This window comes from Xanthomonas sp. WHRI 7065 (assembly GCF_040203115.2).
Classification (GTDB): domain Bacteria; phylum Pseudomonadota; class Gammaproteobacteria; order Xanthomonadales; family Xanthomonadaceae; genus Xanthomonas; species Xanthomonas arboricola.
This window is the reverse complement of the sequence record NZ_CP168194.1, coordinates 2,642,465-2,669,120: the sequence shown is the minus strand read 5'-3', so window position 1 is coordinate 2,669,120 and position 26,656 is coordinate 2,642,465. Positions and strand designations below refer to the sequence as shown.

General features: G+C 63.3%; 19 protein-coding genes. 9 read left to right on the top strand and 10 right to left on the bottom strand.

Annotation, left to right across the window (positions count from 1 at the left end; translation table 11 throughout):
- Nucleotides 1-66: 66 nt before the first annotated feature.
- The gene (locus ABQY64_RS11145; protein WP_065031417.1) at nucleotides 67-2,499 is read right to left on the bottom strand and encodes a heavy metal translocating P-type ATPase; all 2,433 of its coding nucleotides are present in this window, start codon (nucleotides 2,497-2,499) and stop codon (nucleotides 67-69) included.
- Nucleotides 2,500-2,668: 169 nt separating this feature from the next.
- Between ABQY64_RS11145 and ABQY64_RS11140 the strand changes: the two genes are divergently transcribed.
- The 5 genes from ABQY64_RS11140 to ABQY64_RS11120 all read left to right on the top strand — a co-directional run bounded on the left by ABQY64_RS11140 (nucleotide 2,669) and on the right by ABQY64_RS11120 (nucleotide 9,492).
- Entirely contained in the window at nucleotides 2,669-2,932 is a 264-nt protein-coding gene (locus ABQY64_RS11140; protein ID WP_065031418.1) for a heavy-metal-associated domain-containing protein, read from the top strand.
- Nucleotides 2,933-3,069: 137 nt separating this feature from the next.
- Nucleotides 3,070-3,465 (top strand): hypothetical protein, encoded by a 396-nt coding sequence (locus tag ABQY64_RS11135; RefSeq protein WP_102254386.1) that lies wholly within the window; start codon nucleotides 3,070-3,072, stop codon nucleotides 3,463-3,465.
- A gap of 74 nt (nucleotides 3,466-3,539) precedes the next feature.
- Nucleotides 3,540-4,844 (top strand): TolC family protein, encoded by a 1,305-nt coding sequence (locus tag ABQY64_RS11130; protein WP_180969287.1) that lies wholly within the window; start codon nucleotides 3,540-3,542, stop codon nucleotides 4,842-4,844.
- Complete coding sequence (locus ABQY64_RS11125) at nucleotides 4,841-6,355, top strand: efflux RND transporter periplasmic adaptor subunit (protein ID WP_065031420.1); 1,515 nt, start codon at nucleotides 4,841-4,843, stop codon at nucleotides 6,353-6,355. The genes ABQY64_RS11130 and ABQY64_RS11125 overlap by 4 nt, the downstream gene beginning before the upstream one ends.
- A complete protein-coding gene (locus tag ABQY64_RS11120) occupies nucleotides 6,352-9,492 on the top strand; it encodes an efflux RND transporter permease subunit (protein ID WP_102254387.1) in 3,141 nt (1,046 codons plus the stop codon). The genes ABQY64_RS11125 and ABQY64_RS11120 overlap by 4 nt, the downstream gene beginning before the upstream one ends.
- 104 nt (nucleotides 9,493-9,596) lie before the next feature.
- Here the strand turns inward: ABQY64_RS11120 and ABQY64_RS11115 are convergent, their stop codons facing one another.
- The 8 genes from ABQY64_RS11115 to ABQY64_RS11080 form a co-directional block, all read right to left on the bottom strand.
- Nucleotides 9,597-10,427: a DUF4198 domain-containing protein gene (locus tag ABQY64_RS11115; protein ID WP_102254388.1), complete on the bottom strand. Its 831-nt coding sequence runs from the start codon at nucleotides 10,425-10,427 to the stop codon at nucleotides 9,597-9,599.
- Between the two features lie 26 nt (nucleotides 10,428-10,453).
- Entirely contained in the window at nucleotides 10,454-13,492 is a 3,039-nt protein-coding gene (locus ABQY64_RS11110) for a TonB-dependent receptor (RefSeq protein WP_102254389.1), read from the bottom strand.
- Between the two features lie 98 nt (nucleotides 13,493-13,590).
- Complete coding sequence (locus ABQY64_RS11105) at nucleotides 13,591-14,532, bottom strand: FecR domain-containing protein (protein WP_065031423.1); 942 nt, start codon at nucleotides 14,530-14,532, stop codon at nucleotides 13,591-13,593.
- Nucleotides 14,529-15,125: an RNA polymerase sigma factor gene (locus ABQY64_RS11100; RefSeq protein ID WP_219722930.1), complete on the bottom strand. Its 597-nt coding sequence runs from the start codon at nucleotides 15,123-15,125 to the stop codon at nucleotides 14,529-14,531. The genes ABQY64_RS11105 and ABQY64_RS11100 overlap by 4 nt, the downstream gene beginning before the upstream one ends.
- Nucleotides 15,126-15,211: 86 nt before the next feature.
- Nucleotides 15,212-17,038: a PepSY domain-containing protein gene (locus tag ABQY64_RS11095; protein ID WP_081280531.1), complete on the bottom strand. Its 1,827-nt coding sequence runs from the start codon at nucleotides 17,036-17,038 to the stop codon at nucleotides 15,212-15,214.
- Entirely contained in the window at nucleotides 17,035-17,724 is a 690-nt protein-coding gene (locus ABQY64_RS11090) for a PepSY domain-containing protein (RefSeq protein ID WP_065031440.1), read from the bottom strand. Before ABQY64_RS11090 ends, ABQY64_RS11095 begins: the two co-directional genes overlap by 4 nt.
- A gap of 68 nt (nucleotides 17,725-17,792) precedes the next feature.
- Nucleotides 17,793-20,447 carry a TonB-dependent receptor gene (locus ABQY64_RS11085; RefSeq protein ID WP_219718359.1) on the bottom strand — a complete coding sequence of 885 codons (2,655 nt, stop codon included), beginning with the start codon at nucleotides 20,445-20,447 and terminating at the stop codon, nucleotides 17,793-17,795.
- Nucleotides 20,448-20,630: 183 nt separating this feature from the next.
- The gene (locus ABQY64_RS11080) at nucleotides 20,631-21,182 is read right to left on the bottom strand and encodes a CopL family metal-binding regulatory protein (protein ID WP_146010809.1); all 552 of its coding nucleotides are present in this window, start codon (nucleotides 21,180-21,182) and stop codon (nucleotides 20,631-20,633) included.
- On the opposite strand from ABQY64_RS11080, the gene hutC reads away from it, so the two are divergent.
- Genes hutC through hutG form a run of 4 tightly spaced genes read left to right on the top strand, consistent with a single transcriptional unit; the run spans nucleotide 21,181 to nucleotide 26,099 of the window.
- Nucleotides 21,181-21,906, top strand: coding sequence for a histidine utilization repressor (hutC, locus tag ABQY64_RS11075; RefSeq protein ID WP_065031427.1), 726 nt, complete (start codon nucleotides 21,181-21,183; stop codon nucleotides 21,904-21,906). The genes ABQY64_RS11080 and hutC overlap by 2 nt on opposite strands.
- 7 nt (nucleotides 21,907-21,913) lie before the next feature.
- Nucleotides 21,914-23,605, top strand: a complete 1,692-nt coding sequence (hutU, locus tag ABQY64_RS11070; RefSeq protein ID WP_102254390.1) for a urocanate hydratase — start codon at nucleotides 21,914-21,916, stop codon at nucleotides 23,603-23,605.
- Entirely contained in the window at nucleotides 23,602-25,140 is a 1,539-nt protein-coding gene (hutH, locus tag ABQY64_RS11065; protein WP_219718360.1) for a histidine ammonia-lyase, read from the top strand. Before hutU ends, hutH begins: the two co-directional genes overlap by 4 nt.
- On the top strand, nucleotides 25,137-26,099 hold the full coding sequence (gene hutG / locus ABQY64_RS11060) for a formimidoylglutamase (protein ID WP_229008870.1): 963 nt from the start codon (nucleotides 25,137-25,139) through the stop codon (nucleotides 26,097-26,099). Before hutH ends, hutG begins: the two co-directional genes overlap by 4 nt.
- Here hutG and ABQY64_RS11055 read toward each other — a convergent pair.
- Nucleotides 26,096-26,629 (bottom strand): DUF305 domain-containing protein, encoded by a 534-nt coding sequence (locus ABQY64_RS11055; protein ID WP_102254393.1) that lies wholly within the window; start codon nucleotides 26,627-26,629, stop codon nucleotides 26,096-26,098. The genes hutG and ABQY64_RS11055 overlap by 4 nt on opposite strands.
- Nucleotides 26,630-26,656: the final 27 nt, after the last annotated feature.

The window sequence follows — 26,656 nt, the reverse complement described above, 5'->3', positions numbered from 1 at the left end:
GCAATCCGGCTTCGCGCGCGTCGGCCAGTTCGGGTCGCAGTGCCTTGGAGCTGCGTCTGGTTGCCATCATGCCTCTCCCACATCGATCTTGGTTGGCTGCCAACGGCGCAACAGCAGCGTGTTGGCAATCACGCTCACACTGGACAAGGCCATCGCTGCGCCGGCGATGACCGGATCAAGCAAGCCCAGGGCCGCCAGAGGAATCCCGACCACGTTGTAACCGAAGGCCCAGAACAGGTTCTGGTGGATCTTGCGAGTCGTGCGGCGGGAAATGTCGATGGCATCGGCGATCAGACCTGGCTCAGCGCGCATTAGGGTAACCCCAGCGGCATGCATCGCCACATCGGTACCGGTTCCCATGGCCACCCCCAGATTGGCGGCAGCCAGCGCTGGCGCATCGTTGACACCGTCGCCGACCATGGCCACCGGTGCCAATTGAGCCAATTCAGCGACCAACGCAGCTTTCTGCTCAGGCAACACATTGGCGCGCACCTCTTGAATGCCCAGCACCTTGGCCACCGAGGCGGCGGCGCCGGGGTTGTCGCCAGAAATCATGACGGTGCGCAAACCCAGCGTGTGCAGCCGTTGCACAGCCGCGGCTGCACCCAGACGCGGCGGATCCTCAAAGGCCAGTATGCCGAGCAACTGCGGATGATCGGTGCCCTGCTCTGCCAGCCAGGACACCGTGTGGCCGGTCTGGCTGAGTAGTTCGGCCCGGGTCTGCAATGCCGTGAGCGCCACGCCATGTTCAAGCATCATGCGGGTACTGCCCAGCAACAGGTTCCTGCCATCCACTGTGCCAGTGATGCCGCGGCCAGGCACCGCCTGCACATCGCGTGCGAGCGGAATGGCGCGCTGGCCCATCACGCTCAATACGGCCCTGGCCAAGGGGTGCTCGCTGCCTTGTTGCAGGGCCGCCGCCAACGGCAACAGATCGGCCGCGTGGCCACGGGTGGCGATCTCCTCGGTCAGTACAGGACGTCCTTGGGTCAACGTGCCTGTCTTGTCGAAGGCCACCACCTTTACGGTACGTGCCACTTCCAGCGCCTCGGCATCCTTGACCAGAATACCCGCTCGGGCGGCCACGCCGGTGCCGGCCATGATCGCGGTCGGGGTCGCCAACCCCAGCGCGCACGGGCATGCGATGACCAGCACCGCTACCGCGCTCAGGATCGCCTGGTTCCAATCACCCGTTCCCAAACCCCACCCGAGCAGCGTAAGCAAAGCCAGGCCGATCACCACCGGTACGAAGATCGCGCTCACCCGATCCACGGTCCGCTGGATAGGTGCCTTCTTGGCCTGTGCATCCTCCACGAGGCGAATGATCCGAGACAACGCGGTCTCGGCGCCGATGGCCAGTGTGCGTACCAGGATGCGGCCTTCGCCATTGATAGCCCCACCGGTGACGCGATCGCCCTCCCCGCGAGCCACGGGCATGGACTCCCCGGTGATCAGGGACTCATCGACGTGCGTGCGGCCCTCCGCGATCACGCCATCCACGGGGATGCGCTCGCCTGGCCGCACACTGACAATGTCCGAGACGGCAACCTCGTGAATGGCAACCTCGCGCTCTTGTCCGTCCTGATACACCCGTGCGGTGGCTGGCCGCAGTGCTTGCAACGCCCGGATCGCTTGCGTGGTCTGTTGCTTGGCGCGGGCTTCTAACCACTTGCCCAGCAGGATCAAGGTAATGATGACCGCCGAGGTCTCGAAGTACAGCGCGGCATCGCCGTGGTGTCCGGCATCATTGAACAAGTGATAGACGCTCAGTCCATACCCGGCACTGGTCCCCAAAGCGACCAGCAGATCCATGTTGCCCGTGCCGGCGCGCAGGGCGTGCCATCCGGCGCGATAAAAGCGCGCACCGATCCAGAACTGAACCGGTGTTGCGAGCACGAATTGCAGCCAGCCCGGTAGCATCCAGTGCTGACCTGCGACCCATCCCAGCATCGGGACGACCAACGGCAGGGAGAGGACCGCAGCGATCAACAGTTTGAGGGTGTCACCACTGAGCGTCTGGCGCGCCGATGCTGTATCGGTGTTGCCTTCCGGAGTCTGCGGTTCGATCGCGCGGTAACCCGCTGCGCTGACAGCGGCAACCAGGGATGCGACCTCCACCAGTGACGTGGCGCGTATGCGCGCGCGCTCGGTGGCCAGATTGACCGACACCTCCATCACGCCCGGCACAGCGCGCAGCGCACGCTCTACCCGTGCCACACATGAAGCGCAGGTCATCCCTTGGATGATCAGATCCCACTCCTTGCTGGCAACCTCATAACCAGCCTGCTTCACCGCCGCGATCAAGGCAGGAAACGCGGCTGCCGGCGCGGTGACTTCGGCCACTTCTGTTGCCAGATTGATCGACGCATCGCTCACGCCGGCAACGGCCCGCAAGCTGCGTTCTATCCGGCCTACACATGAGGCGCATGTCATGCCGGCGACGCCGAAGCGATGCGTGTCCGTAGACGCCGGCGGCGGCGAAGTGAGCGTTATGTCCATGGAGTAAGGACCAATAGGAACGAGCAAGTAGCCTGAGCCTTCCCATGATGGGAAGGTCAACAGCGCGGGACGGGGCACCACTCAACTTGCCTATCGTTTGACCTTCCCACCGTGGGAAGGCCCATCGTGACACCGTCGGCAAACCGCCGATGCTTTTGGAGGGTTGTCCATGAATCTCGTTGTTGAAGGTATGACCTGTGGTCACTGTGTCCGGACCGTCACCCAAGCCATTCAGGCCGTTGAACCCCAGGCCCAGGTGGACGTCGATCTGGGCAGTGGCGTGGTCAAGATCGAAGGCCTGCTTGCCGTAGAACAGGCGGTTGAGGCTATCCAGCGGCAAGGCTATGTGATCGCTGCCGTGCTCCCTTCTGAGGCTGGTACGCCGGCCGCCCCGGCCGCCGCATCCTCCTGCTGCGGCGGATGCCACAGCTGAGTCCGCGCGAGGGCTTGATCCTGATCAATGCCACTCAGCCCCAAGAGGGCTAGACTGGCCATCATGAGAGCTCGCACGTCCCCTGCCGTGATCTGCCCAGCGTCCGCAGGCGCTGCTTCGGGCGTGCGGGAGCTGTCATGGTGAAGCTGCTGAGGCGATGGCGGCGACCCCGTTCTCGTGCCCGACTGGCATGGCTGGGACTGTGGGCGCTGCTGCTGCAGCAACTGGCGCTGGTGGCTTACGCCTGTCCGCTGGAATCGGTGGAAGCTGGACAAGCGACCCTGATGGTCGGTTGCGAAGAGATGTCCGCGCCGGATCCCGATGCTCCGGCGTTGTGCGACCAGCATTGCCAGCGCGATCACATCGCCACGGCCGATGCGAAGGCCCCTCAAGTGCCTTACCAGCCCGCGCTGGCCGCCTTCGCGCTCGTGCAGGCTCTCTTGCCACCGGTACACGCGCAGTTCTATCGGGATGTTCCGGTGTGCGTGTCCGATCCGCCTCCCCTGCAGCGCTTCTGTAGCCTGCTGATTTAAGCCCCCTCCTGGATTGACCCGTGCTCGTGCTGCATGCGTTGCAGCGCGCTCGTTGTCGTTTGTCCGGAGGTCTTATGGAGATGTCTTTCTTCTTGCGTGCAAGGCGCAGGATGGCGTGTGGGTTCGTGTTTTCCCTGGCGCTCAGTGGTCCTGTGGTGGCGGCATCGCCCGCTATCCCGATCAGCTACACAGAAGCCCTACAACGGGCGCTTGCTAACGCCCCAACCCTGCAGGTGCGCCGATCCCAGATCGATGCCAGTACCGAAGAAGCCGCGCGTGCTGGCGCGCTGCCCGACCCACGCTTGATCGTGGGGCTGGCGAACTGGCCCGTCAGCGGACCCGATGCCTTCAGCTTGCGGGCCGATGAGATGACCACCCAGCAAGTCGGTTTGATGCAGGAGTTTCCTGCGCGTGCGAAACGACGTGCCGAGCACGCGCTGGCGCAAGCGACGCTGGCGCAAGCGCGCTCACTGTCGATGGCCGAACAGAAGATGGTGGCCCAAGCGGCCGCGCTGGCCTGGATCGAGCTGTGGAGTACGCAGCAAGCCGTAGATGCGTTGGAAGGATTGCGCGAGCCGGCACGCATAGCCGAGCGTGCGGCGCGTGCTCGCTTGGCAGGTGGCACGGCCGGGGCCAGTGACGTGCTTGCCGCCCAGGCCGCCCTACTGCAGTTGGACAATCGCCTGGAGCAGGTACATGCGGAGCACGCCGCCGCGCAGGCCGGCCTGGCGCGGTGGTTGGGTATTGCACCAGAGGCGATCTTGGCCAGTGGTGTGGCACCGGATTTTTCGCAGTTGCCATTGGAGCCCACCCAACTGCTGGCCAAACTGGACCAGCACACGCCGCTACTGGGCTGGGAGGCACGCCAGAGCTTAGCCCAGGCCCAGGTGGATGCGGCCGTGGCCGAAACCCGCCCGGATTGGAGTGTGGAGCTCACCTACGGACGTCGCGAGCGCGCACCCGACGGCATGGCGCGCAGCGACATGCTCATGGTGGAAGTGGGTGTGGGCCTGCCGCTGTTCCAGAAGAACCGCCAAGCACGAGGCATCGCGGCACGGCGGGCCGAGCTGGAGGCGGTGTCCGCAGAGCGCGAAGAGGCCCGGCGCATCCAAGCCGAGTCGGTGCAACGCGCGATAGCGCGATGGCGCGGGTTAACCGGCCAGTTGGAGCGTCAGAACACGCAGAGCCTGCCTTTGGCGCGCGATCGCGCACGCACGGCGTTGGCCGCCTACGGCGCCGGTGCCGACCTGCAGCCGTGGCTGGAAGCGCGGCGCGATGAGATCGAATTGCAACTAGAGAACGCCCGTCTGCTGGGCGAACAGGGCCGTGCCTGGGCGGCACTGGCCTATCTGCTGCCCCATGAGGAGAACACGCCATGAGCCCGACCAAAACGCGTCTCACACAGCTCGCCGTGGCCCTCGGGTTGCTGGCGCTCGGCTTTGCCGGCGGCTACGCCTGGATGACTCGAACCTCTGATACAACCCCGCCCACCGGCACGAGCGGCGCAGATCAAGCACGCAAGGTGCTGTACTGGTACGACCCCATGGCGCCGGAGCAGCGATTCGACAAGCCGGGCAAATCTCCGTTCATGGATATGGAGTTGCTGCCCAAATACGCAGATGAGGCCATGGGGGGCGGAACGCAGATCGATCCGCGCCTGCAGCAGAACGTGGGCATACGCACTCAGGAAGTGACGGTAGAGTCACTAGGGACTGCCGTACGCGTGCCGGGCACACTGACGTGGGATCTGACCCAGGAAACCGTGGTCAGTGCGCGCATGGAAGGCTTGATCACCCACGTGCAGGTAAAGGCGCCGTTTACCGAGGTTCGTCGTGGTCAAGCGCTGGCCACCGTGCAGGCCCCGGCATGGAACGCTGCCATCGCCGAAGCACATGCCCTGAGCCAAGCTCAGTCCGCGGGCGCGCGTGAGCTACAGGGTGCGGCGCAACAACGGCTGCGTTCGTTGGGTGTTCCTTCTGGCGCCTCGTCCAGAAGTGGCGTCGTGCTTGGCGCAGACCACAGTGGTGTCGTGACCGAGATACTGGCACGCGAAGGGCAGACGGTGATGCCCGGTACGCCACTGTTCAAGATCAATGGGCTGGACACGCTGTGGCTGGAGGCCTCGGTGCCCCAGGCAGCGCTGGGCACCTTGCGGCCGGGGACCTCAGTGCAGGCCACGGTCAGTGCCTGGCCGGCAGAGCGCTTTGTCGGACAGATCCAGGCGTTGCTTCCCCAGGTCGACATGGCTAGTCGCACGCAGCGGGCGCGGATTGTGCTGCGCAACCCGCAGCGTCGGCTGGTGCCGGGCATGTTCGCCGAGGTTCTGGTGCAGCCCGATGCCGAGCAGGCCCTGCCAGTCGTTCCCACGGAGGCGCTGATCGCCACCGGACGGGACAGCCGGGTCATCGTGCAGGATCCGGACGGGAGCTTCCGGCCAGTGCGGGTGAGTGTGGGACGTAACGTGCAAGGGCGCACGCAGATCGTGGCAGGCTTGGCTGGTGGTGAACGCGTGGTCGTCTCGGGTCAGTTCCTGCTCGACTCTGAAGCCAGTCTCTCCGGTGCGTTGGAGCGCCTGGGCGCTGCACAACCGACAAGCCCTGCCAGCGCATCAGGTGTGCACGAGCGCCATGACGCCGGGCACGACCCTCGCACTGTCGTGCCGTCACCGTCCAGACAGCCTGCGCCTGTCGCGCCAGGGACCTCCACCTCTACGCCGCCGCGCTGCCCGGTGCAGTACTGGTATGACCCGATGGTGCCGGAGAAGCATTTCGACAAGCCGGGCAAGTCACCGTTTATGGATATGCAGTTGGTACCCAAGTTCGGCCCCGCCGCAGCCGCTGATTGCCAGGCAAGCGACGTCATGTCCGAAGCGATGGAGAGCACACCATGATCGCGCGCCTGATCCATGCTTGCATCGCCAATCGCGTGCTGGTGCTGGTTGCCGCCGCGCTGCTGGCGGTGGTCGGTATCTGGTCGGTAAAGAACACGCCGCTGGATGCGCTGCCGGACCTGTCCGATACCCAGGTCATCATCCGCACGCAATGGGCGGGGCAAACCCCGCGCATCATCGAAGACCAGGTGACCTACCCGTTGGCCACCACGATGTTGTCCGTCCCGGGCGTGAAGGCGGTACGCGGCTTCTCCTTCTTCGGTGATTCGTTCGTCTACATCCTGTTTGACGATGCCACTGATCTTTACTGGGCGCGCTCTCGAGTGCTCGAGTACTTGAGTCAGGTACGCGATCGACTTCCGCCGAATGTGAATCCGGCGCTGGGTCCTGATGCGACAGGACTGGGCTGGATCTACCAGTACGCCCTGGTGGATCGGACCGGTCAACGTGATGTGGGGCAGCTGCGTGCGTTGCAGGACTGGTTTCTTCGTTATGAGCTAAAAACCGTGCCGGACGTGGCTGAAGTAGCCAGTGTGGGCGGTGCGGTGCGCGCCTGGCAGATCCAGCCCGATCCGCAGGCGTTGGCGGCCCGTGGACTGACGGTGGCCGAGCTCATCGAGGCGGTGGATGCGGCCAACGGCGCTACCGGGGGCTCGGTGATCGAACAAGGCGAAGCCGAACTGATGGTGCGCAGCGAAGGCTACCTGCGCACACAGGAGGCGTTCGAACAGGTGCCGGTAACCGGCAACGACGGCATCCCCGTCTTGCTCGGTGAGGTGGCCACGATCAGTCGGGGGCCGGTCTTCCGTCGTGGTATCGCAGAGTTGGATGGTCAAGGTGAGGTGGCCGGCGGCGTGATCGTCCTGCGCACCGGCAAGGATGCCTTGGGGGCCATCCGGAACGTCAAAGCGCGACTACAGGCGTTGCAATCCAGCTTGCCCGAGGGTGTGGAAGTGGTGCCAGTGTACGACCGCTCCGAGCTGATCCAGGATGCGGTACGCAACCTCACCCACAAGCTTGGAGAAGAGTTCCTGGTCGTAGCGCTGGTATGCCTGCTGTTCCTGTGGCACCTACGCTCAGCGTTGGTGGCCGTCATCACCCTGCCCTTGGGTATCCTGGCGGCCTTCATCGTGATGCACGCCCAGGGGATCTCCGCCAACTTGCTGTCATTAGGCGGCATCGCCATCGCCATTGGTGCGATGGTCGATGCGGCGGTGGTGATGATCGAAAATGCACACAAGCATCTGGAGCACTGGCGGGAGGCGCACGGCCGGGAACCTCAGGGTGAGGAGCGCTGGCAGTTGATGGCCCGCTCGGCGGCCGAGGTCGGACCGGCCCTGTTCGCCAGCTTGCTGGTCATCACCCTGTCTTTCGTGCCGGTTTTTGCCCTGCAGGCGCAAGAAGGGCGATTGTTCTCGCCCTTGGCCTACACCAAAACCTACGCTATGGCCGCCGCAGCAGGGTTGTCGGTGACTTTGATCCCGGTCTTGATGGGCTACCTGATCCGCGGCCACATCCGGCCGGAACGGCAGAATCCCATCAATCGCATCCTGATCGCGGGCTATCGGCCCATCCTGCTGTGGGTCCTCAAACATCCCGGTGTCACCTTGCTGCTCAGCGGCCTGCTGCTAGTGCTCACCTTGGTCCCCTTTAGCCGGTTGGGCAGTGAGTTCATGCCGCCCTTGGAAGAAGGCAGCCTGTTGTACATGCCCACGGCGCTGCCCGGCCTGTCCGCCGACAAGGCCCGTCAGTTGCTCCAGCTCTCGGGCCGGATGATCAAGACCGTACCGGAGGTCGAGCACGTGTTCGGCAAGGCGGGCCGTGCCGAAAGTGCGACCGATCCGGCACCGATCGAAATGTTTGAGACCACCGTGACCTTCAAGCCGCGGGATCAATGGCGCCCGGGCATGACCCCTCAGAAGCTACGCCAGGAGTTGGACGCAGCGGTCAAGATTCCCGGTCTGACCAACCTATGGGTCCCGCCCATTCGCAATCGCATCGATATGTTGGCCACCGGCATCAAGAGCCCGATTGGGATCAAGGTCTCCGGACCCGATGTGGAGCAGATCGAGCGTCTGAGCCAGCAGATCGAGCAGGTGGCCAAGACCGTGCCCGGCGTGAGTTCGGCACTGGCCGAACGCGTCACGGGTGGGCGCTATGTCGATGTACAGGTGCGCCCGCAAATCGCTGCACGTTACGGATTCACTCAAGGCCAACTCCAGCAACTGATTGCCACGGTCGTTGGCGGTGATCCAATCGGAGAAACGATCGAGGGGCGCGAACGCTATCCCATCGTCTTGCGCTACCCCCGTGGCCAGCGTGACTCGTTGCAGGCCTTGCAGGATCTGCCGCTGATCGCGCCAGGCGGTGTGCAACTGACCTTGAGCCAGGTGGCGGAGCTGTCAATCAGCCCAGGCCCGCCGATGCTCAAGAGCGATAACGGCCGGTTGGTGGGCTACATCTACGTGGACGTGGCCGATCGCGACTTAGGATCGGTGGTCCAGGACCTGCAAGCCGCAGTGCAGACCCAGGTGAGCTTGCCTGCCGGCTATGGTCTGGCCTGGTCAGGGCAGTACGAGTACCTGCAACGGGCATTGGCACGCCTGCAGTGGGTGGTGCCCGCGGCGTTGGCGATCATCTTCCTGGTCATCTGGATGGTGTTCCGCCGGCTCAGCGATGTATCCATCATCCTGCTCAGCTTGCCCCTGGCGTTGGTGGGCGGTTTCTGGTTGATCTGGGGGCTGGGCCATGCGATCTCGGTGGCCAGCATGATCGGATTCATCGCCCTGGGCGGCGTTGCGGCTGAGTTCGGCGTCATCATGCTGCTGTACCTGCGCCATGCCTGGGAGCAGCGCTTGGCCAGCGGCGCGCCGGAAGATGTGTCGACTCTGCAAGAGGCTATCTACGAAGGTGCCGTGCAGCGCGTACGCCCCAAGGCGATGACGGTAGCCGTCATCCTGGCCGGCTTGTTTCCGCTGTTCATCGGTGCCGGTGCCGGCTCGGAGGTCATGCAACGTATCGCCGCGCCGATGCTAGGTGGCATGCTCACCGCACCGGTGCTCTCCATGGTGGTGATTCCCGCAGCGTTCTATCTGGTGCGGCGACGTGGATTGCGCGCGGCGCGGGGCGACCAATGAGGGACAGACTGAGCACTTGAGGTCCGTCCCCACAAAAAGACGCCAGTCATGGAAGAAGTCATGACTGGCGTCAAAGGGGAGAGTACCGCCTACGTGCTTACTTATCAGTGCCCGGCGTGCGGGGAAATCTCAAAGCTCAGCGACGCCCGATCCGACACAAAATCCAACCCTTTTTGTGTAGAGGGCACCATGTGATTGGTGTGGATGTACCAGGTCTTGGCGGAGGTCACCTGGAAACTGGCTTGGCCTTGGGCATCGGTTCGCAGCAGCGTGGCGCTACCGTGCCCGCCCTTGACCGGTGCGTCAGCGCGATGGCCGACGTACACGCGCAGGTTGGGCACTGGCGTGCCCTGCTGCAGCACCTGGAACGACAGCTGTTCGCCGACCTTCACGCTTCCAGGATTGCGGGCCAGGCGGATCTCCAACGGATAGCCCAACGAGGCGGCGAAGTCGTCAGTCAGTTTCGTGCCTACTTGTCCAATGGCGCGGGCATGCTTGGTATAGCTGTAGGTGACCCCGTTGGTGAACTTGCTCGCATCATAGGTGGCCAGCGTATCGGGCAAGTCTTCCAACTCCAGGTACTTGCCGAACTCGCTGGCCGTACGGGTACTGGTGGAAGCCATCGTCGAGACGCCCAGCAGATATGTGCCCTCCCCCGCCGGATGCACGGTGAGCTGGCTTTGCTTGCCGACCTCTTTCCAACTGGCCAAGTCCGGGGCCGCCTTGGCGCCACCCTGGCTCAGCGAAACGTCCTGCAGACGCGCCCGGGTGACTGCGCCCGCACTATCATCGAAGGTGCCGTTGTTCACCAACGCGGTGTTCGCCTCGCCCGCTGCGGTGCCGGGCTTGGAGAAAGCGACAAACAGGTCGTGCGCGCCGGCGCTGCCGGCCACCGCGAACAGCAGTAGGGCGGCGGATAGTTGCGTGTTTCTCATGATGTGTAGCTCCTTGGGATCGTGGCTTACCAGTGGTAACCAAAGCGGACATTCCAGCGACGACCCAGCAAGTCGTACGTCATGGTGTCGGTGTTGGCGTTGGGGTTGTTCTGCACAAACGGCGCCTTCTTATCGAGCACGTTTTCAACGCCAGCGGAGATGTCCCATTTCTTCTTAGTGCCGTAGCTCAGTTGCAGGTTGTGGTACACCACGCTGGACACATGCGAGCCGATCGTGCCGGGCACGGCGATGATGTCGTCCGCGCTGCCGATGTACTGCGCCGAATAGACGCCGGTCCAACGGTTTTTGCCCATGCGCAGTGAGCCCAAGCCACGCCACTGGGTGTAGCTACCCAAGCCGCTGGTGATCTTGCCGGCGTACTCCATGGTGGTGGCACCGGCGAAGGGAGTGACGTCGTAACGCTCGAGATACGAAGCGTCCAGGCTCGCGCTGGCCTGCCAGCCGGCCACATCGAACTGATACAGCACGCCGATATCCACGCCTTCGGATTCCTCGCTGGCCGCATTGACCTGCTGGGACGAGAGGTAGTTGACCTCACCGGTAACCGGATCACGGGTAAAGTTGGCCGGCGAGCAGAACGGATGGGCCAGGTTCGGTGTGGTGTAGCACGCACGCAGCTTGACCGAGCCTTCAATGCTACGGATCGCATTCTCGATGCGGATACGGTAGTAATCGGCCGTGAGCGTCAGCCCCGGCGCAAACCCTGGGGTCCACACAAAGCCTGCCGTGAAGGTCCGCGCATCTTCAGGCTTGAGGTCGGGATTGCCGCCGGTCGTGGTGAGGATGGTGTTGCCCAACTGGCGAAAGTTCGTCGGCACGCCCGCGGCTTGGCAGTTGGCCCGAATGACCGAGTCGGCCGGTAACGTGCTCCAGTTGCTGCACGGGTCCAGCGTAGTCAGGCTGCCTTGGCCGATGCCACCGAACAACTCCGGAATGCTGGGGATGCGAAAAGCCGTTGCGTAGTTGAGACGGATCTTGAGGGGTTCGGCTACCTGCCAATCCAACCCCACCTTGTAGTTGGTGTCGCTGCCGAACAGGTCGTAGTCCGAATAGCGGCCGGCCAGGTTCAAGGTGGCGTAGTCCACCAGCGGAATGTCCTGCAACAGCGGGACGGCGAACTCGACAAACGCTTCCTTGGCCGAGTACTCGCCTTCGATCGGATCTTGACGCACGATGTTGGCGCTGCCGTTGACCACCAGCGGGTCCGGATACAGCCAACCGCGTTCCTTGCGAAACTCCACGCCCGAGGCGAAGGCGACGCTGCCGGCGGGCAGATCGAACAGGGCGCCGGAAATGGTGCCGCTAAAGCCCTGCTGGCTGTTGCCACCCGAGCCACGCTGGGTAAACAGAATGTAGTCCAGCACTTCAGGCGTCAGGTTGCCGTAGCCCAGATAGTTGCCGCAAGGAATGGCCGCGCCCGGGGTATTGCTGCACAGACTGGTATTGAGAGTGTTTTCCACCCGGTCCAGGTTGGCAATGTTGGTCGAGCTGTCGGTGGCCGAATTGCGCCCCCAGTTCAACGCCACATTCCATGCCCAGTTATCGCCCCACTGCCCTTCCAGCCCTAGCACGGTGCGGAACGTGTCTACCTCTTGCTCGGTGATTCGCGCTCCAGCCTCTTCCAGCCGACGGCGCTCCAAGGTCAGGTTTTGGCCGGTGGGATTGGTCGGATTGGTGGCAGCAATCCGGATCGTGCGATAGACACCCAGGGTGTTGGGTGAGGCACGCTGGTTGGACTGGCGATTGGTCGCCATCAGTTCGGTGAAAAGGCGCGTGTTCTCAGTCAGGTCGAACTGGCCAAAGCCACTCAGGCCAATGCGCTTGATCGGGCTGACGGCATTGAGTAGCAGGTTGTAGTTGTAGTTGTGCTTGGCGGGATCGTAGAGCTCGTAGGAGCGCGGATCTCCATTGGGATCCTGATTGAAGTTGACTACCCGGCCATCGGCCAAGCGTGCACGACCGCCGATGGTGGATGAGTTGCCCACGCACTGTAGCGTGCCCGCCACTACGCCTAGCGGGCACGGCGCGCGCGAGGCCATGGTGATGGTGCCGCTCTCGGCATAGGTCAGCGCACCGGACATCGAGCTGCGCTCGCCCGTGGTGCCGAAGGCCAAGTTGAACGAGCCGATCTCGCCATCACCCTTGAAGGTTTGGCCATAGCGGGTGGACAGTTCCACGCCATCCATTTCCTTGCGCGTGATGATGTTCACCACGCCGGCTACGGCATCGGCACCGTAGATGGCCGATGCGCCGTCCTTTAGGATCTCGATGCGATCGACCAGGGCCAAGGGCACCACGTTAAGATCCACCGAGTTGTTGGCGCCGGTACCACCGTTGACCACGCGCCGGCCGTTGAGCAGCACCAATGTGCGGTTTACGCCCAAGCCACGCAGGTTGATCTGGGTGGTGCCGTTACCGTTACCGGTCCAGAAGTTGTTGGATTGCGAGCCGGCCGCGCCGGCCGATGCAGGTAAGCGCTGCAGTAGCGTCTCGACCGATACAGCACCGGAGCTCTGGATAGTCTCGGCATCGATGACCGTGGTGGGGCCCACGCCGGACATCTGGGCACGCTTGATATGGCTGCCGGTTACTTGGACCGCATCAAAGGTGGTGGGTGCAGTGGTCGACGTCGTGGAGGCGTCGGCGCCGCCGGAGACTGTGGAGGCGTACGTGTCGGAGCCGGCTTGCCCTAGGCTGGAAGATGGTGTGCTGCGGGTACTGGGCGCCGGTGCATTTGCCGCCTCGCGGACGATGGCCAATGCGCCACTTTGATCCCGCTTGACGGTCAACCCGGTGCCCGCCAGCAGACGGTTCAGCGCCGCGTCCTGGGACATGTCACCGCGCGCCCCGGAGGTGCGCCGATCGCGCACGTCTTCGCTCAGGTAGACCAGACGGACGCCCGACTGCCTGGCATAGGCCTCCAGCGCGATCTTCAGATCCCCTTCTGGAATATCAAAGGTGCTTGTTTGTGCTGCGGCCGAGGCCGCGATGACCAGACCACACATGACAGCCAACGCTGTCCTCGCCACTTTCGTACGTGCCATGCATTTTCCCCAGGTCGGCGCAAATCGGCCTTATGTCTGAGACGAGATGGCGACGCAGTTCCGGTATGAAATATTTCAGATTGATGTCTGTAGGCGATTCAATGCGGTTGCGAGACACGAATCTGATCGCCGTGTGTCTCTACGCGCAGATTGAATCCCGTGGCCAGCAGTCGCGCGAAGGCATCCACCCCGGCGGCATCGAAGCTGCCACCCACGCGCATGTGGGCGGTTTCCGTATCCATCAGCACCAGCTGCTTTTCGTTGTAGCGATTGAACTGGGCTGCCACATCGGCCAAGGTGGATTGATCGAACTCCAATGTGCCATGGCGCCAGCTCAGGGATCGCCGCACCTTGTCCTGCGCATTCACCGCTACGAGCGTGCCGGCCGGTTTGCTGTACAGCAAACCGCCGCCCTGTACGATCACGGGCGGGCGGCCGGGCTTGGCCACCATCGGCTCGACGCGCACCTTGCCTTCCAGCACCGCCACTTCCAGGCGCTCGCGTTCTTGCCTGACGGAGAACTTCGTTCCCAAGACCACCACCTTGTGGTCGCCGGCATGGATCACAAACGGATGCGCAGGGTCTGGCTTTACGTCGAAAAAGGCTTCGCCTTTGTCCAGCCATACATGGCGCAGCGAGGGATCCACCTGCGCGCGGAGCTCGGTGTGCGTATTCAGTTCCACCCGCGAACCGTCTGACAAGGCCACGACTTCCCGCCCCCCAACCTCGGTGGTGTAGCGGGTGCCCGGCCCCCACCAGGGCATGTTCAGCAGTACGGCCAGCATTGCCACCGCCGCGGCCGCTGACCAACGCACCGGTGAGGCCCAACGCCGCGTGCGAGGTGATTGCACGCCGCGCACGGCCGCCAGTCGATCGGCTCGATCCCAGACCGACTTCAAACGAAGCCAGGCCACACGATGGGCCGTATCCTGCCCCAACCAAGCATCAAGCTGCCTCTGGTCCTGCGCGGTCCACTGCGAAGATTGGGCGCGATTGATCCACTGCGCAGCAACTTGTTCGATGTCGTTGTGCGAGCTCATGGGTGCGAACGTTCCTTGTTGAAGCGCCGGGCCGGGCGCTGAATCTTGCCGGTACCGCCAAGCATGAAGTCCGCCAATGCGCGCATGCCCAACAACGTCTGGCGCTCCACCGTATCTTCGGCGATGCCCAGGCGGCTGGCCACTTCGCGTTGGCTCAAGCCGTAGATCTTGCGAAGCTCGACGATCTGCCGGCATTTGGCGGGCAGTTTCTGCAAGCCTTGCTGGAGACGCCGCAACTCATCGCGTGCACCCAGGTGCCGCTCCGGCGTCACCTCATCGCTCTGCATCACCGCCTGCTCGACATCGGCCATTGCTTCAATGGACACGATGCGTGAGCGGCGGATGCGATCAATGAGCAGGTTGCGTACGGTGGTCATGACAAAAGGTTTGGCCTGCGACGGCAGACCCCGACGCGCGGCTTCATATATGCGTGTGTAAGCCTCCTGCCGAAGATCAGGAATCTCGCTGTCCTCATGCCCATGCCGCCGCAGAAAGGCGTGGATCAAGCCTTCCAGCGGCAAGACATGGGCGATGAACCACTCATCCAGTGCGGTGGTCACCAGGGTACTCGCTGATTCATCGGGCAGGCTCAAGCACGTCCATTCACTGGGACGAGCGCGGTCAGGAAATCCGGTACACCGCAGCGCCCGCCGGCCTGCTTGGCCGGCGGGCGATGGGATCAGATCTTGAAGTCGTCGTACGCCACCTGGCTGTCTGGTACCCCTAGCCTGCTCAGTAGCTCTCGGGTGGCCTTGAGCATGGCCGGCGGTCCGCACAGGTAAAACTCGCAATCGGCCAGGGCCTGATGGGCTTTGAGCAGACGATCGTGGGCCACTTCGTGAACCAGACCCCTCAAGAGCGCATCGTCGTTCTGTGCTTCATCCGAGAGCACCAGATGCCAGCTGAAGTTCGGGTGCTGCCCGGCCAATTGCTCCATCTCCTCGATGTACGGTGCCTCCTTAAGGCTGCGTGCGCCATACCAGAAGTGGATCCGCTCACCGCCCTGCCCCGCCAACAACGTCCGAATCATCGCGCGCAGCGGGGCCATGCCAGCGCCGCCGCCGATGAACACTTTCTCCCGTCCGTGAGGCTTGAGCGCAAAGTCGCCGAAGGGGCCGCTGAAGCAGACCCGATCCCCGGGCGAGAGCGTATACAGGTAGGTCGAGCCCCTGCCCGGCGGTTGCCGCTTCTTGTCCGATCTGCCGGGACTGAAGCGCGCCAGCAACGTCAGACGACCCTGCGCCTGATCAATGGGCAAGGCCAAGGAGTAGGCCCGGCGTACTGGCTCACGATTGACCAGCTTTTCCGGCAGATCCACGCCGGCCCAATCCTGATGGTGGTGTTCCGGTCGCACCAACTTGTGAACAGGCACGTCGTAATCGGGCACGTGCACTTGCAGGTAAGCACCGGGTTGATACTCCGGTCCGGCAGCCTCGTCGGGCTTGAGCACGATCTCGCGCAGGAACGGGGTCACTGCCGTGACCTGTTCCACGGTGGCGCCATACTCGGTCCACAGGCTGGCCCCGCCAGCCACCTCGACATCGGTATCTTCCGTCACGGCCAAGTTGCAGGCCAGGCGATAGCCCATCTTGACCTTGCTGGCACCCAAGTGGGCGCGATCGGCCGCGGTAGCTTTGGGCGCCACGCCGCGGAAGCGCACCTCGCACAGACCACAGCTCTGCCCTCCTCCACAGTTGGAAGGCAGTTGCACGCCCTCGCGTGCCAGCGAGACGTAGACGTTGTCGCCTGCCGACGCCCGTACGGTGCGCAGCCGTGTCCCGTCCGGACCGAATACCGACAACTCGCGGGCCGGACGCCAGCGGCGCGGCACGAACTCGCTCCAGTGGAAGCTGGCAAACAGCAGCCAGATCCCGGTCAGGGCCAACCACAGACCGCCGATCGCGGCAGTGACCACCAACGGGTTGTTGAAGTTCTTGCGCCCGGTGTAGTCCATGATGTGCAACATCCAGAACACATCGAATAGACGCCAGGTCTTGTTGCGGTGGTAGAGCACTTCGCCCGTCTGGGCAGACAGGTACACCGTGGTGTCCTGCGTGTCATCGGTGTCCACACGCCACAGACGCCCCTCGTGATCGCGCACCTCCCCGCTCCACTCCAACAGGCGCGGCGCTTTCAGCGTGCCCGGTCCGGTGTAGGAAGCTTGGGCCAGGCGCGTGGCCCAGGCCGAATCCAAGGAGATCGGCTGGCCCGTGACGGCGTTGGCCAAGGTGATACCTTGCGCATCGGCCAATTGGTACACCGGCGTGTCCAACAGCCAGCCAGAACTCACGCGGCTGATTTTCTTGTTGCCACCCAGAAAGCTAGCCGGCGAGCGGGCGTTGGCGGGCCAGTCGTGCGCGGCATGCGCATGGGCCTGGAACTGATGGCCCTGCACCTGATCGTGGTCCAACCAACTCATCATCACGCCGCTGGCCATCCAAAGCAGCAACTGCAGGCCGATGATCAAGCCGACCCATTTGTGCAGCGTTCTCATCCAGGGCGTCATGCTGCGGCCCTCCTGCGAAAGCTGTAGATCAACAGCCAGGCGCCACTGAGCACGAACACCAGTCCGACCGCCGAGGCCACGCGCAAGAGAGTGTTGTTGACGTCCGAGCGCGCCTCGTAGTCCATGATGTGGAACATCCACAGGAAATCGAACCAACGCCACAGGCTGTGCCGCCGCGCGAGCAACTCGCCGCTATAGGGCGAGAAGTACAACGTCGTTTCACCGGCATCTGCGTAGTGCACGGCCCACATGGGAACCGGGCGCGTGGCGACTTCCTGTGGCGCTTGCGTCACCCATTCAACCCGGGCTACCGGCGCTTGGCCCTGGTACACCGCCTTGGCCAGCGCGATCGCCATTTGCTGATCGCCCGGCGAGAGCACCTGGCCGGTCGTAGCGTCGAGCAGGTAGATCTTATCGTGGGCATGGATCTCATAGACATCCCGCTCTAGCAGGCGCTTGAGCTTGACCTGGGTCATGCCCGGGTAGCGGCGCTGCAACTCCTCACCTGACAAGTGCGTGGGTGCGACCAGCGGTTGCTGATGCGCATGGGCCAGGTGATCGCCATGGATGATGTCCAAGGAAATAACCGTCATGTACACGCCGCTGATCATCCACAGCAGCGCTTGCACGCCGATGATCAGGCCAATCCATTTGTGAGCCTTACGCGCCCAGAAAGCCGATTTCATAGTGATCTCGTTCGACAGGAAGACGACACCTGCCCCCGTCACACGGACGGGGACAGGTGAAGCGGGCCTTACCAGTGGTAACCCACGCGTGCATACCAACGACGACCCAGCAGGTCATACGTCATCGTGTCGGTATTGGCGTCGGTATAGCTCTGAATGAACGGGGCTTTCTTGTCGTACAGGTTGTCGATGCCGAAGGACACATCGAAGGTCTTGTTCGGTGCGTACTTGAGCTGGACGTTGTGGTAGGTCACGCTGGGGGCATGATCGCCAATGTCGCCGGGGCTGGCGTTGATGTCATCCGCCTTGCCGATGTACTGCAAGCTGTAAGAGCCGGACCAGGCTTCGCGCTCCATCGTCAGCGAGGTCAAGGCGCGCCAGTGAGTAAAGCTGCCACGGCCACCGGTGATCTTGCCGGCGTACTCGATCACCTCCGCGCCCGGGAATGGCCGCACGTCGTACTGGTCCAGATAGGACACATCCACACTCAAAGTCGAATCGAACCCAGCGACCGCGAACTCGTACAGACCGCCCAGGTCGATGCCCCGTACCCGCTCGTTGGCGGCATTGACCGGCTGGGACGACAGGAAGTCCACTTCACCGGTGATCGGGTTGCGGGTGAAGTTGTCGTTGCCGCAGAACGGATGCGCCAAGCCCGGGGTGTTGTAGCAGATCGACAGCTTGGTTGAGCCATCGATGCGCTGGATGGCGTTGTCGATCTTGATGTTGAAGTAGTCCACCGTCAGCGTCAGCCCGGGCAAGAAGCTCGGCGTCCAGACCGCGCCCACGGTCAGGGACTTGGCGTCTTCCGGCTCCAGGTCAGGATTACCGCCGGAGGTGGTCAGGATCGTGTTGCCCGGCTGCACGTAGCCCGCCGGTACGCCGTACGCCTGGCAGTTCTGACGCACTACCGAATCAGCCGGCAAGCTGCTCCAGCCGCTACAGGGATCGGTCGTGGTCAGGTTGCCCTCGGCCACGCCACCAAACAACTCGGGGATGTTGGGGATGCGGAAAGCCGTGGCGTAGTTGGCGCGCACCTTCAAGGACGGCACGATCTGCCAATCCAGCCCCACCTTGTAGTTCACGTCTTCGCCGAACAGATCGTAGTCGGAGTAACGCACCGCGGCATTGAGCGTCAGGCTCTCGGCGATCACGCTGTCCTGCAACAGCGGCACGGCAAACTCGGCGAAGGCTTCCTTGGCCGTGTACTCACCGGCGATCGGATCCTGTTGGTTCGTGTTGGCAATGCCCAGCACCGTCAGCGGATCCGGATCGCGCCAACCACGCTCCTTGCGAACCTCGATGCCGGAGGCAAAGCCCACCCAACCGGCCGGCATCTCGAATAGCTGGCCGCTGATGTTGGCGGTGAAGCTTTTCTGGTCGTTACCGCCGTTATCGCGCGTCCTGAACAGGATGTAGTTGAGCACCTCGGGGGTCAGGTCGCCGTAGCCGAGATAGTCACCGCAGGGGATCGCCGCGCCGGGCGTGTTGCTGCACACCGCGGTATTGAGCGTGTCATCCACCCGGTCCAGGTTGGCCACATTGGTCGAGCCATCCACACCGGTGTTGCGCCCCCAGTTCAGCGCGGCCGACCAGTCCCAGTTCATGCCCAACTGGCCTTCAATGCCCGCGATCACGCGGAAGGTATTGGTTTCCTGGAAGAACTCGCGCGGGCCGGCCTCTTCCAGACGTCGGCGCTGCAGCAGCAGGTCCTGGCCGGTCGGGTTGGTCGGGTGGCTGGCCGCGATGTTGATCGGGCGATAGACACCCAGGCTGCCGGGCGTGGCCAGCTGATCGGACTGCCGGTTAGTGAACATCAACTCGGTGAACACGCGCGTGGTTTCATTCACCGTGCTGTCGCCGAACAGGCTGAAGCTCAAACGCTTGATCGGATTGACGGCATTGAGATAGGGATTGCCGTTGTAGTTATGTTTGGCCGCCGAATACGGTTCATAGAAATCCCCGTCACCATTGGGATCCTGGTTGAAGTTCACGCGCGAGCCATCGGCTAGCAATGCGCGCCCACCTATGGTGGCCGAGCTGCCCACACATTCGAGTTGCCCGTCGACCTCACCCAAGCCGCACGGTGCGCGTGAGGCCATGTTGACCGTGCCGGTCTCCGAGTAGTTGATGCCGGCCATCAACGAACCGCGGTCTGACGTAATACCCCAAGCGAAATCGAACGACTTTTCTTCGCCATCGCTTTCGAAGGTCTGTCCGTACCGCACCGCCGCCTCGGCACCGTCGTAGTTCTTCTTGGTGATGATGTTCACCACGCCCGCCACGGCATCGGCACCGTAGATGGCTGAGGCACCGTCCTTGAGGACCTCGATCCGCTCGATCAGCGCTACCGGGATGATGTTCAGGTCCACCGAGCTGTTGGCACCGGTGCCACCGTTGACCACACGACGACCATTGAGCAGAACCAGCGTGCGGTTAATCCCCAGGCCGCGCAGATTGACCTGAGTAGTGCCGTAGCCGTTCTCGGCCCAGTAAGCATTGGACTGGCTGCCGGCAAAGCCGGCCGAAGCAGGCAGGCGCTGTAGCAGCGTCTCCACCGAAGTGGCGCCGGAGCGCTCGATGGCTTCGGCATCCACCACACTGACCGGACCAACACCGGAGAGCTGCAGTCGCTTGATATGGCTGCCGGTGACCTGGACGGTGTCCAGCGTCTTGGCCGACTCGCTCGCGGCGCCTTGTTCAGCCTGCTGAGCCAGAGCCACCGTGGAAAAACCGGCGCACAGAAGGGCACCGACGGATACCGCCAAAGGATTGCGCTTGAAGTACATGGGTTCTCTCTCCCCCGAAGGGCAATGCATGCGTATGACCCTGGTGCCCCAGACGTGGGGGCCTATGCGACATCAGGGCGTGCGTAGACGTCGCCAATCAATGGCGACCAAGCAGCATTAGCCGATGGGAGGTCGGAACAGCCGGGATACCTGTCGTCGCAGCGGCGGCAACTCAGGCGTAGGTAGGTAGGTGCTCGTCAGGTCGTGCTGGGCGGCAAAGATGACCGGCACACGCCCGGCGAAGAAGGTGAGCACACAGCTGCAGTCGCAGGAGGTGGTACTACAGTCGCACTGATGATCGTTCTGATCACCCTGCCCGGCTTGCTTGCCACCGGGACGAATTTTGTTGCAATCGTTACTAATCTTGGCGCGTTCATTGACACGCGCGCCGCCGTGCACCGAGTGAGTGCCATTCACCGCACCTGGGGGAGGAATATGCCGCACGGCCATCCGCGTGGTGGCCTGCGCGCTCAGGATCCCATCCGCGCAGAGCACGAGGATCAGGAACATACGCAGTAGCACGCGAAGCGACGGCATGAGCGTGTGGCGAACCCGCAGGTTGTCTATACCACAGCAATAGCACGAGGAAATTCTTAGTGTCAACTGCTTGTGCAGCACAGCATCGAAAGTGGTTGGACTGGTTGTATAGACATGTAATGCTTGGGCCATGGACGAACCCAAGCCGCACTACCAGAAGCTCAAGCACTTCATCCTGCGTCACATCACCAACGGCGACTGGCCCGCGCGCAGTCGCGTCCCCAGCGAGAACGAACTGACGGCCAAGTTCGGCTTGTCTCGCATGACAGTGAATCGAGCGCTGCGCGAGTTGACCGACGCCGGCGTGCTGACCCGAGTGCAAGGCGTGGGCACGTTCGTCGCCGGGCCAAAGGCCGAATCGGCGATGTTTGAGGTGCGCAACATTCGCGAAGAGATTCAGTCCCGCGGCCAGACACACTCGGTCCAGGTGCTGATCTGCGAGACGGTCGAGGCGCGCTCCAGTGTGACGACCAACTTCGGCCTGACACCGGGCACGGAGCTGTTCCACAGCCGCCTGCTCCACCACAGCGATGACAAGCCCGTGCAGTTGGAGGATCGCTTTGTGCAACCCAGCGTGGCGCCGGATTACCTGGACATCGATTTCCACACCGAGATTCCGCACCAGTACCTGATGCGCGTTGCGCCGCTAGAGCGCGCCGAACATGTGATTGAAGCCGAGACGGCCAGCAAGCGTCTGGCTGCGCAACTGAAGGTCAATGAAGGCGATCCGTTGCTGGTGCTGACCCGACGTACATGGTCGCGCGGACAGGTGGCCAGCTTTGTGCGGTTGATTCACCCGGCATCTCGTTACCGCTTTGTGGGCACCTTCCAGGTTGGCGCCCCCCTGACCCCTTGAGGATTTGATGGATACCTTGGAACGCTCCGCTTCCCCTGCGCGCATCGTTCGCGCTCCGATCGGCTCCCAGCTGCACTGCAAGAGCTGGCTGACTGAAGCGGCCTACCGCATGATCCAGAACAATCTGGACCCCGATGTTGCCGAGCGCCCGGAAGACCTGGTGGTCTACGGAGGCATCGGTCGTGCTGCGCGCGACTGGAAAAGCTTTGACCGCATTTTGGAAACGTTGCGATCGCTTGAGAACGATGAGTCGCTGCTGGTCCAGTCGGGCAAGCCCGTCGGTGTTTTCCGCACGCACCCCGATGCGCCACGCGTGCTGATCGCCAACTCCAACCTCGTCCCCCATTGGGCGACGTGGGAGCACTTCAACGAGCTCGATAAGAAGGGCTTGATGATGTACGGCCAGATGACAGCCGGCAGTTGGATCTACATCGGCAGCCAGGGCATCGTGCAGGGGACCTATGAGACGTTCGTTGAGCTGGGTCGCCAGCACTATGGCGGCAACTGGCAGAACAAGTGGATCCTCACCGCCGGGTTGGGCGGTATGGGTGGCGCGCAGGCGTTGGCTGCCACGCTAGCCGGCGCCAGCAGCATCGTGATCGAGTGCCAGGAGTCGCGAATCGATTTTCGCATTCGCACGCGCTATGTCGATCACAAGGCAACCTCCATCGAGCAGGCCTTGCAGATCATTGAAAGTAGTCCAGTCCCCGTGTCGGTGGGATTGCTGGGCAATGCGGCCGAACTGCTGCCGCAGTTCGTCGCCCTTGCACGTAGTGGCGGCGCCCGCCCCCATGCGGTGACCGATCAGACCTCGGCGCACGATCTGATCAATGGCTATCTGCCCGCCGGATGGACCCTCTCACAGTGGGAGCAGGCCCGCAGCGGTGACGATGGTCAGCGACGCGAGCTGGCGCAGGCTGCCGCGGCCTCGTGTGCCACGCATGTGCGCGCGATGCTCGATTTCCACGCCATGGGCGTGCCGACGATCGATTACGGCAACAACATCCGCCAGGTGGCGCTGGATCAGGGCGTGGACAATGCTTTTGCCTTCCCCGGCTTCGTGCCCGCCTGTATCCGTCCGCTGTTCTGCCGCGGCATGGGCCCGTTCCGATGGGTGGCCCTGAGCGGGGATCCAGAAGACATCTACAAGACCGATGCTAAGGTCAAGGAACTGTTTCCTGACAACACGCATCTTCACCACTGGTTGGACCAGGCCCGCGAGCGCATTGCCTTCCAAGGTCTGCCCGCACGGATCTGCTGGTTGGGCTTGGGCGAGCGCCACAAGGCCGCGCTGGCCTTCAACGAAATGGTGCGCGATGGCGAGCTCAAAGCACCGATCGTCATCGGACGCGATCATCTGGACTGCGGCTCGGTAGCCAGCCCCAACCGTGAAACCGAAGGCATGCTCGATGGCTCCGATGCGGTCTCGGATTGGCCGCTACTCAACGCGCTGCTGGCTACCAGTGGCGGTGCCACCTGGGTGAGCCTGCATCATGGCGGCGGCGTCGGCATGGGGTTCTCGCAACACTCCGGTGTGGTCATCGTGTGCGATGGCACCGAGCAAGCCGATCGCCGGCTGGCGCGCGTGCTGTGGAACGACCCGGCAACGGGCGTGATGCGCCACGCCGACGCGGGCTACGAGCAGGCACTGGCCTGTGCCCGTGAGCATGGCCTGACCTTGCCGGCCATTCTGGAGTGAATCGCATGCTTACCCTGACACCGGGCCAGCTGACGTTGGCCCAACTGCGGCAGATCGCGCAAGGGACTGATCCTATCGCCTTGGACGCAGATTGCTGGGACAACGTCCGCGCCTCTTCGCAGGCCGTGCAGGCCATCGTGGCCGCCGGCGAGCCGGCCTATGGCATCAACACCGGCTTTGGAAAGCTGGCCAAAGTCCATATCCCGCGCGAGCAGCTGGAACAGTTGCAAACCAACCTGGTGCGCTCGCACGCCGTGGGCATGGGGACATTGCTCGACGATGCCTGCGTGCGCCTGATCTTCGCCACCAAGATCGCTTCTTTGGCGCGAGGCTACTCCGGTGTACGCGAGCAGACCCTGCTTACCCTGATCGCGATCTACAACGCCGGGATCTGGCCCTGTATTCCCTCCCAAGGCTCAGTCGGTGCATCCGGTGATCTGGCCCCGTTGGCGCATCTGACCTTGGCGGCCATGGGCGAAGGCCAGGTACGCGTCGACGGGCAGATCCTGTCGGCCAGCCAGGCCCTGCAAGACGCCGGGATCGCTCCCATCCGACTGGCAGCCAAGGAAGGGCTGGCATTGCTCAACGGCACCCAAGTGTCCACGGGCATTGCGCTGATGGCGCTGTTTGCCGCCGAACAAGTCTACGCGGCCGCCGTGCTAACCGGCGCGATGTGCGTGGATGCGGCATGCGGCTCCGATGCGCCGTTCGATCCGCGCATCCACGCCGTGCGTGGCCAGCCCGGCCAGATAGCAGTGGCCGCGCACTACCAGCGACTGCTGGCCGGCAGCGCCATTCGCCAATCGCACCTTCACAACGACACCCGCGTGCAAGACCCTTACAGCCTTCGGTGTCAGCCTCAGGTCATGGGGGCGGTGCGCGATGTCATGCAGCACGCCGCCCACGTGCTGCTGACCGAAGCCAACGCAGTCTCCGACAATCCGCTGGTGTTCACCGACACCGGCGAGGTGATCTCCGGCGGCAACTTCCACGCCGAACCGGTAGCCTTTGCCGCAGACCAGCTGACGATGGCGGTGTCCGAGATTGGCGCCCTGTCGGAACGGCGCATCGCCCTACTCATCGATGCCACGATCTCCGGGTTACCCGCCTTCCTGGTCGCCAATCCGGGCGTGAACTCCGGCTTCATGATCGCGCACGTGACCGCGGCCGCCCTAGCCAGCGAGAACAAGACCCTCTCCCACCCGGCCAGTGTGGACTCCCTGCCCACCTCGGCCAATCAGGAGGACCATGTCAGCATGGCCACCTTCGCCGCGCGCAAGTCGCGCGAGGTGGCCGACAACGTGCGCCGGATCGTGGCCATCGAACTGCTCGCCGCGTGCCAAGGCATCGAGTTCAGGCGGCCACTAGTGTCTTCGCAAGCATTGGAGGCAGTCCATGCGCAGGTGCGTAGCGAGGTACCCCGCTACGATGAGGATCGCTATCTGGCCCCGGAAATGCAGGCGATGGAAGCCTTGATCGAGCGGGGCGGTTTGCGCGCGTTCCTGGACTGGCCGCTGCAGGATCTGCGCGCGTGAATCTGCCTTGGCACGGACGCGTGGACCTGCCGGCGACCGCCGATACGCAACGCTGGCACCAAAGGGTGGCCTTGGATCCGCAGCCTGAGGCGCCCGGCATTGCCCTGCTGGGATTTGCCAGCGATGAAGGGATTCGTCGCAACGCCGGCCGACTGGGCGCCGCACAAGGGCCCGGTGCACTTCGCAACGCCTTGGCGAACCTGCCCGTGCTCCACTGCGCTCCGCTCTACGATGCGGGCGACATCACCTGCGCGGATCAGGCATTGGAGCTGGCGCAGGCCCACTACTCGCATCGAGCGCAGCAACTGCTGGATCAGGGGCATTGGGTGATTGGTCTGGGCGGCGGCCACGAGATCGGGTATGCCAGCTACGCCGCACTGCGCGGACACCTGGGCGCATCCAAGGCTCGCATCGGTATCTTCAACTTCGATGCACACTTTGATCTGCGCGAGCAAGGCAGTGCAAGCTCGGGCACGCCCTTCCTGCAGGCACTGGAGCATGCCCGCAGCATTAGCTCCCCGCTGCAGTATCACTGCATCGGCGTAAGTCGATCCAGCAACACGCCGCGCCTATTCGCCACGGCCAACCGCGAAGGCGCCCATTACCTCACCGATGACGTGCTGTGCACCTGGAATTGGCAGGCACAGGCTGAGGTTCTGCATGCGTGGTGTGATGCGGTTGACGTTATCTACCTGACGCTGTGCCTGGACGTGCTGCCACAGGCGGTGGCCCCGGGCGTGAGTGCCCCCAACCCACGCGGGGTGAGTCTGGAGGTCCTGGAAGCCCTGCTGGATCTGGTCATGGCCTCGGGCAAGGTACGTGTGGTCGACGTGGCGGAACTGTGTCCGCCCCTGGATCCGGATCAGGCCACCGCACGTGTGGCCGCGCGCTTGATCCACCGCCTGGTCAGCGCGCAGGCTCAGTGGGGTGATACCGGCTGGCAAAAGGCAGTGAGCTAGCGGGAGCGCTCAGCCAGAAGTTGTTTCATCTGGGCGATCTCCTGCTTCTGCGAGGTTATGATCTCCTGGCAGAGCTTGACCAGTTCGGGATCCTTCAGGCGGTTTTCCTCGCACATCAGAATGGCGCCGGCATGATGGGGAATCATGGAGCGGATGAACTGCCGATCTGTCACCGCGGCCTGCGTGCGAATTCCCCACCAGCAGAACAGCATGAACGCCACGGTCACGCCGGCCAGGATCAGATTACGCCGACGATCGGGGTACATGCTGGACATGAGCCAAAGCTCGATCAACAGCATCGGCGCGGCCATCAGGCCCGCCATGTAGAACTGGTTGACGTTGTGATAGACGTTGGCCCACTGATCGACCATGGCATACATCAGGGCGTACATGGCCAGGAACGACAAGGCCATCATCAGCAGCAGGCGACCGTAGTGGCCCTGATGCGTCTGACCGGAACTTCCGTGCGAGGCGTGTTGCTCTGAATGCTGCGTGTGCGTGCTTTCGTGCTTACCGTGCGAAGAAGACATGTTGATCTCCGTGGGAATGGCAGAACA

What these genes read in the sequence shown, in the direction of transcription:
- ABQY64_RS11115 (WP_102254388.1), bottom strand. Translation starts at nt 10,427, where the DNA reads ATGAGAAACACGCAACTATCCGCCGCCCTACTGCTGTTCGCGGTGGCC.
- ABQY64_RS11120 (WP_102254387.1), top strand. Translation starts at nt 6,352, where the DNA reads ATGATCGCGCGCCTGATCCATGCTTGCATCGCCAATCGCGTGCTGGTG.
- ABQY64_RS11125 (WP_065031420.1), top strand. Translation starts at nt 4,841, where the DNA reads ATGAGCCCGACCAAAACGCGTCTCACACAGCTCGCCGTGGCCCTCGGG.
- ABQY64_RS11140 (WP_065031418.1), top strand. Translation starts at nt 2,669, where the DNA reads ATGAATCTCGTTGTTGAAGGTATGACCTGTGGTCACTGTGTCCGGACC.
- ABQY64_RS11095 (WP_081280531.1), bottom strand. Translation starts at nt 17,038, where the DNA reads ATGACGCCCTGGATGAGAACGCTGCACAAATGGGTCGGCTTGATCATC.
- hutC (WP_065031427.1), top strand. Translation starts at nt 21,181, where the DNA reads ATGGACGAACCCAAGCCGCACTACCAGAAGCTCAAGCACTTCATCCTG.
- ABQY64_RS11130 (WP_180969287.1), top strand. Translation starts at nt 3,540, where the DNA reads ATGGAGATGTCTTTCTTCTTGCGTGCAAGGCGCAGGATGGCGTGTGGG.
- ABQY64_RS11080 (WP_146010809.1), bottom strand. Translation starts at nt 21,182, where the DNA reads ATGGCCCAAGCATTACATGTCTATACAACCAGTCCAACCACTTTCGAT.
- ABQY64_RS11135 (WP_102254386.1), top strand. Translation starts at nt 3,070, where the DNA reads ATGGTGAAGCTGCTGAGGCGATGGCGGCGACCCCGTTCTCGTGCCCGA.
- ABQY64_RS11110 (WP_102254389.1), bottom strand. Translation starts at nt 13,492, where the DNA reads ATGGCACGTACGAAAGTGGCGAGGACAGCGTTGGCTGTCATGTGTGGT.
- hutU (WP_102254390.1), top strand. Translation starts at nt 21,914, where the DNA reads ATGGATACCTTGGAACGCTCCGCTTCCCCTGCGCGCATCGTTCGCGCT.
- ABQY64_RS11055 (WP_102254393.1), bottom strand. Translation starts at nt 26,629, where the DNA reads ATGTCTTCTTCGCACGGTAAGCACGAAAGCACGCACACGCAGCATTCA.
- ABQY64_RS11105 (WP_065031423.1), bottom strand. Translation starts at nt 14,532, where the DNA reads ATGAGCTCGCACAACGACATCGAACAAGTTGCTGCGCAGTGGATCAAT.
- ABQY64_RS11145 (WP_065031417.1), bottom strand. Translation starts at nt 2,499, where the DNA reads ATGGACATAACGCTCACTTCGCCGCCGCCGGCGTCTACGGACACGCAT.
- ABQY64_RS11090 (WP_065031440.1), bottom strand. Translation starts at nt 17,724, where the DNA reads ATGAAATCGGCTTTCTGGGCGCGTAAGGCTCACAAATGGATTGGCCTG.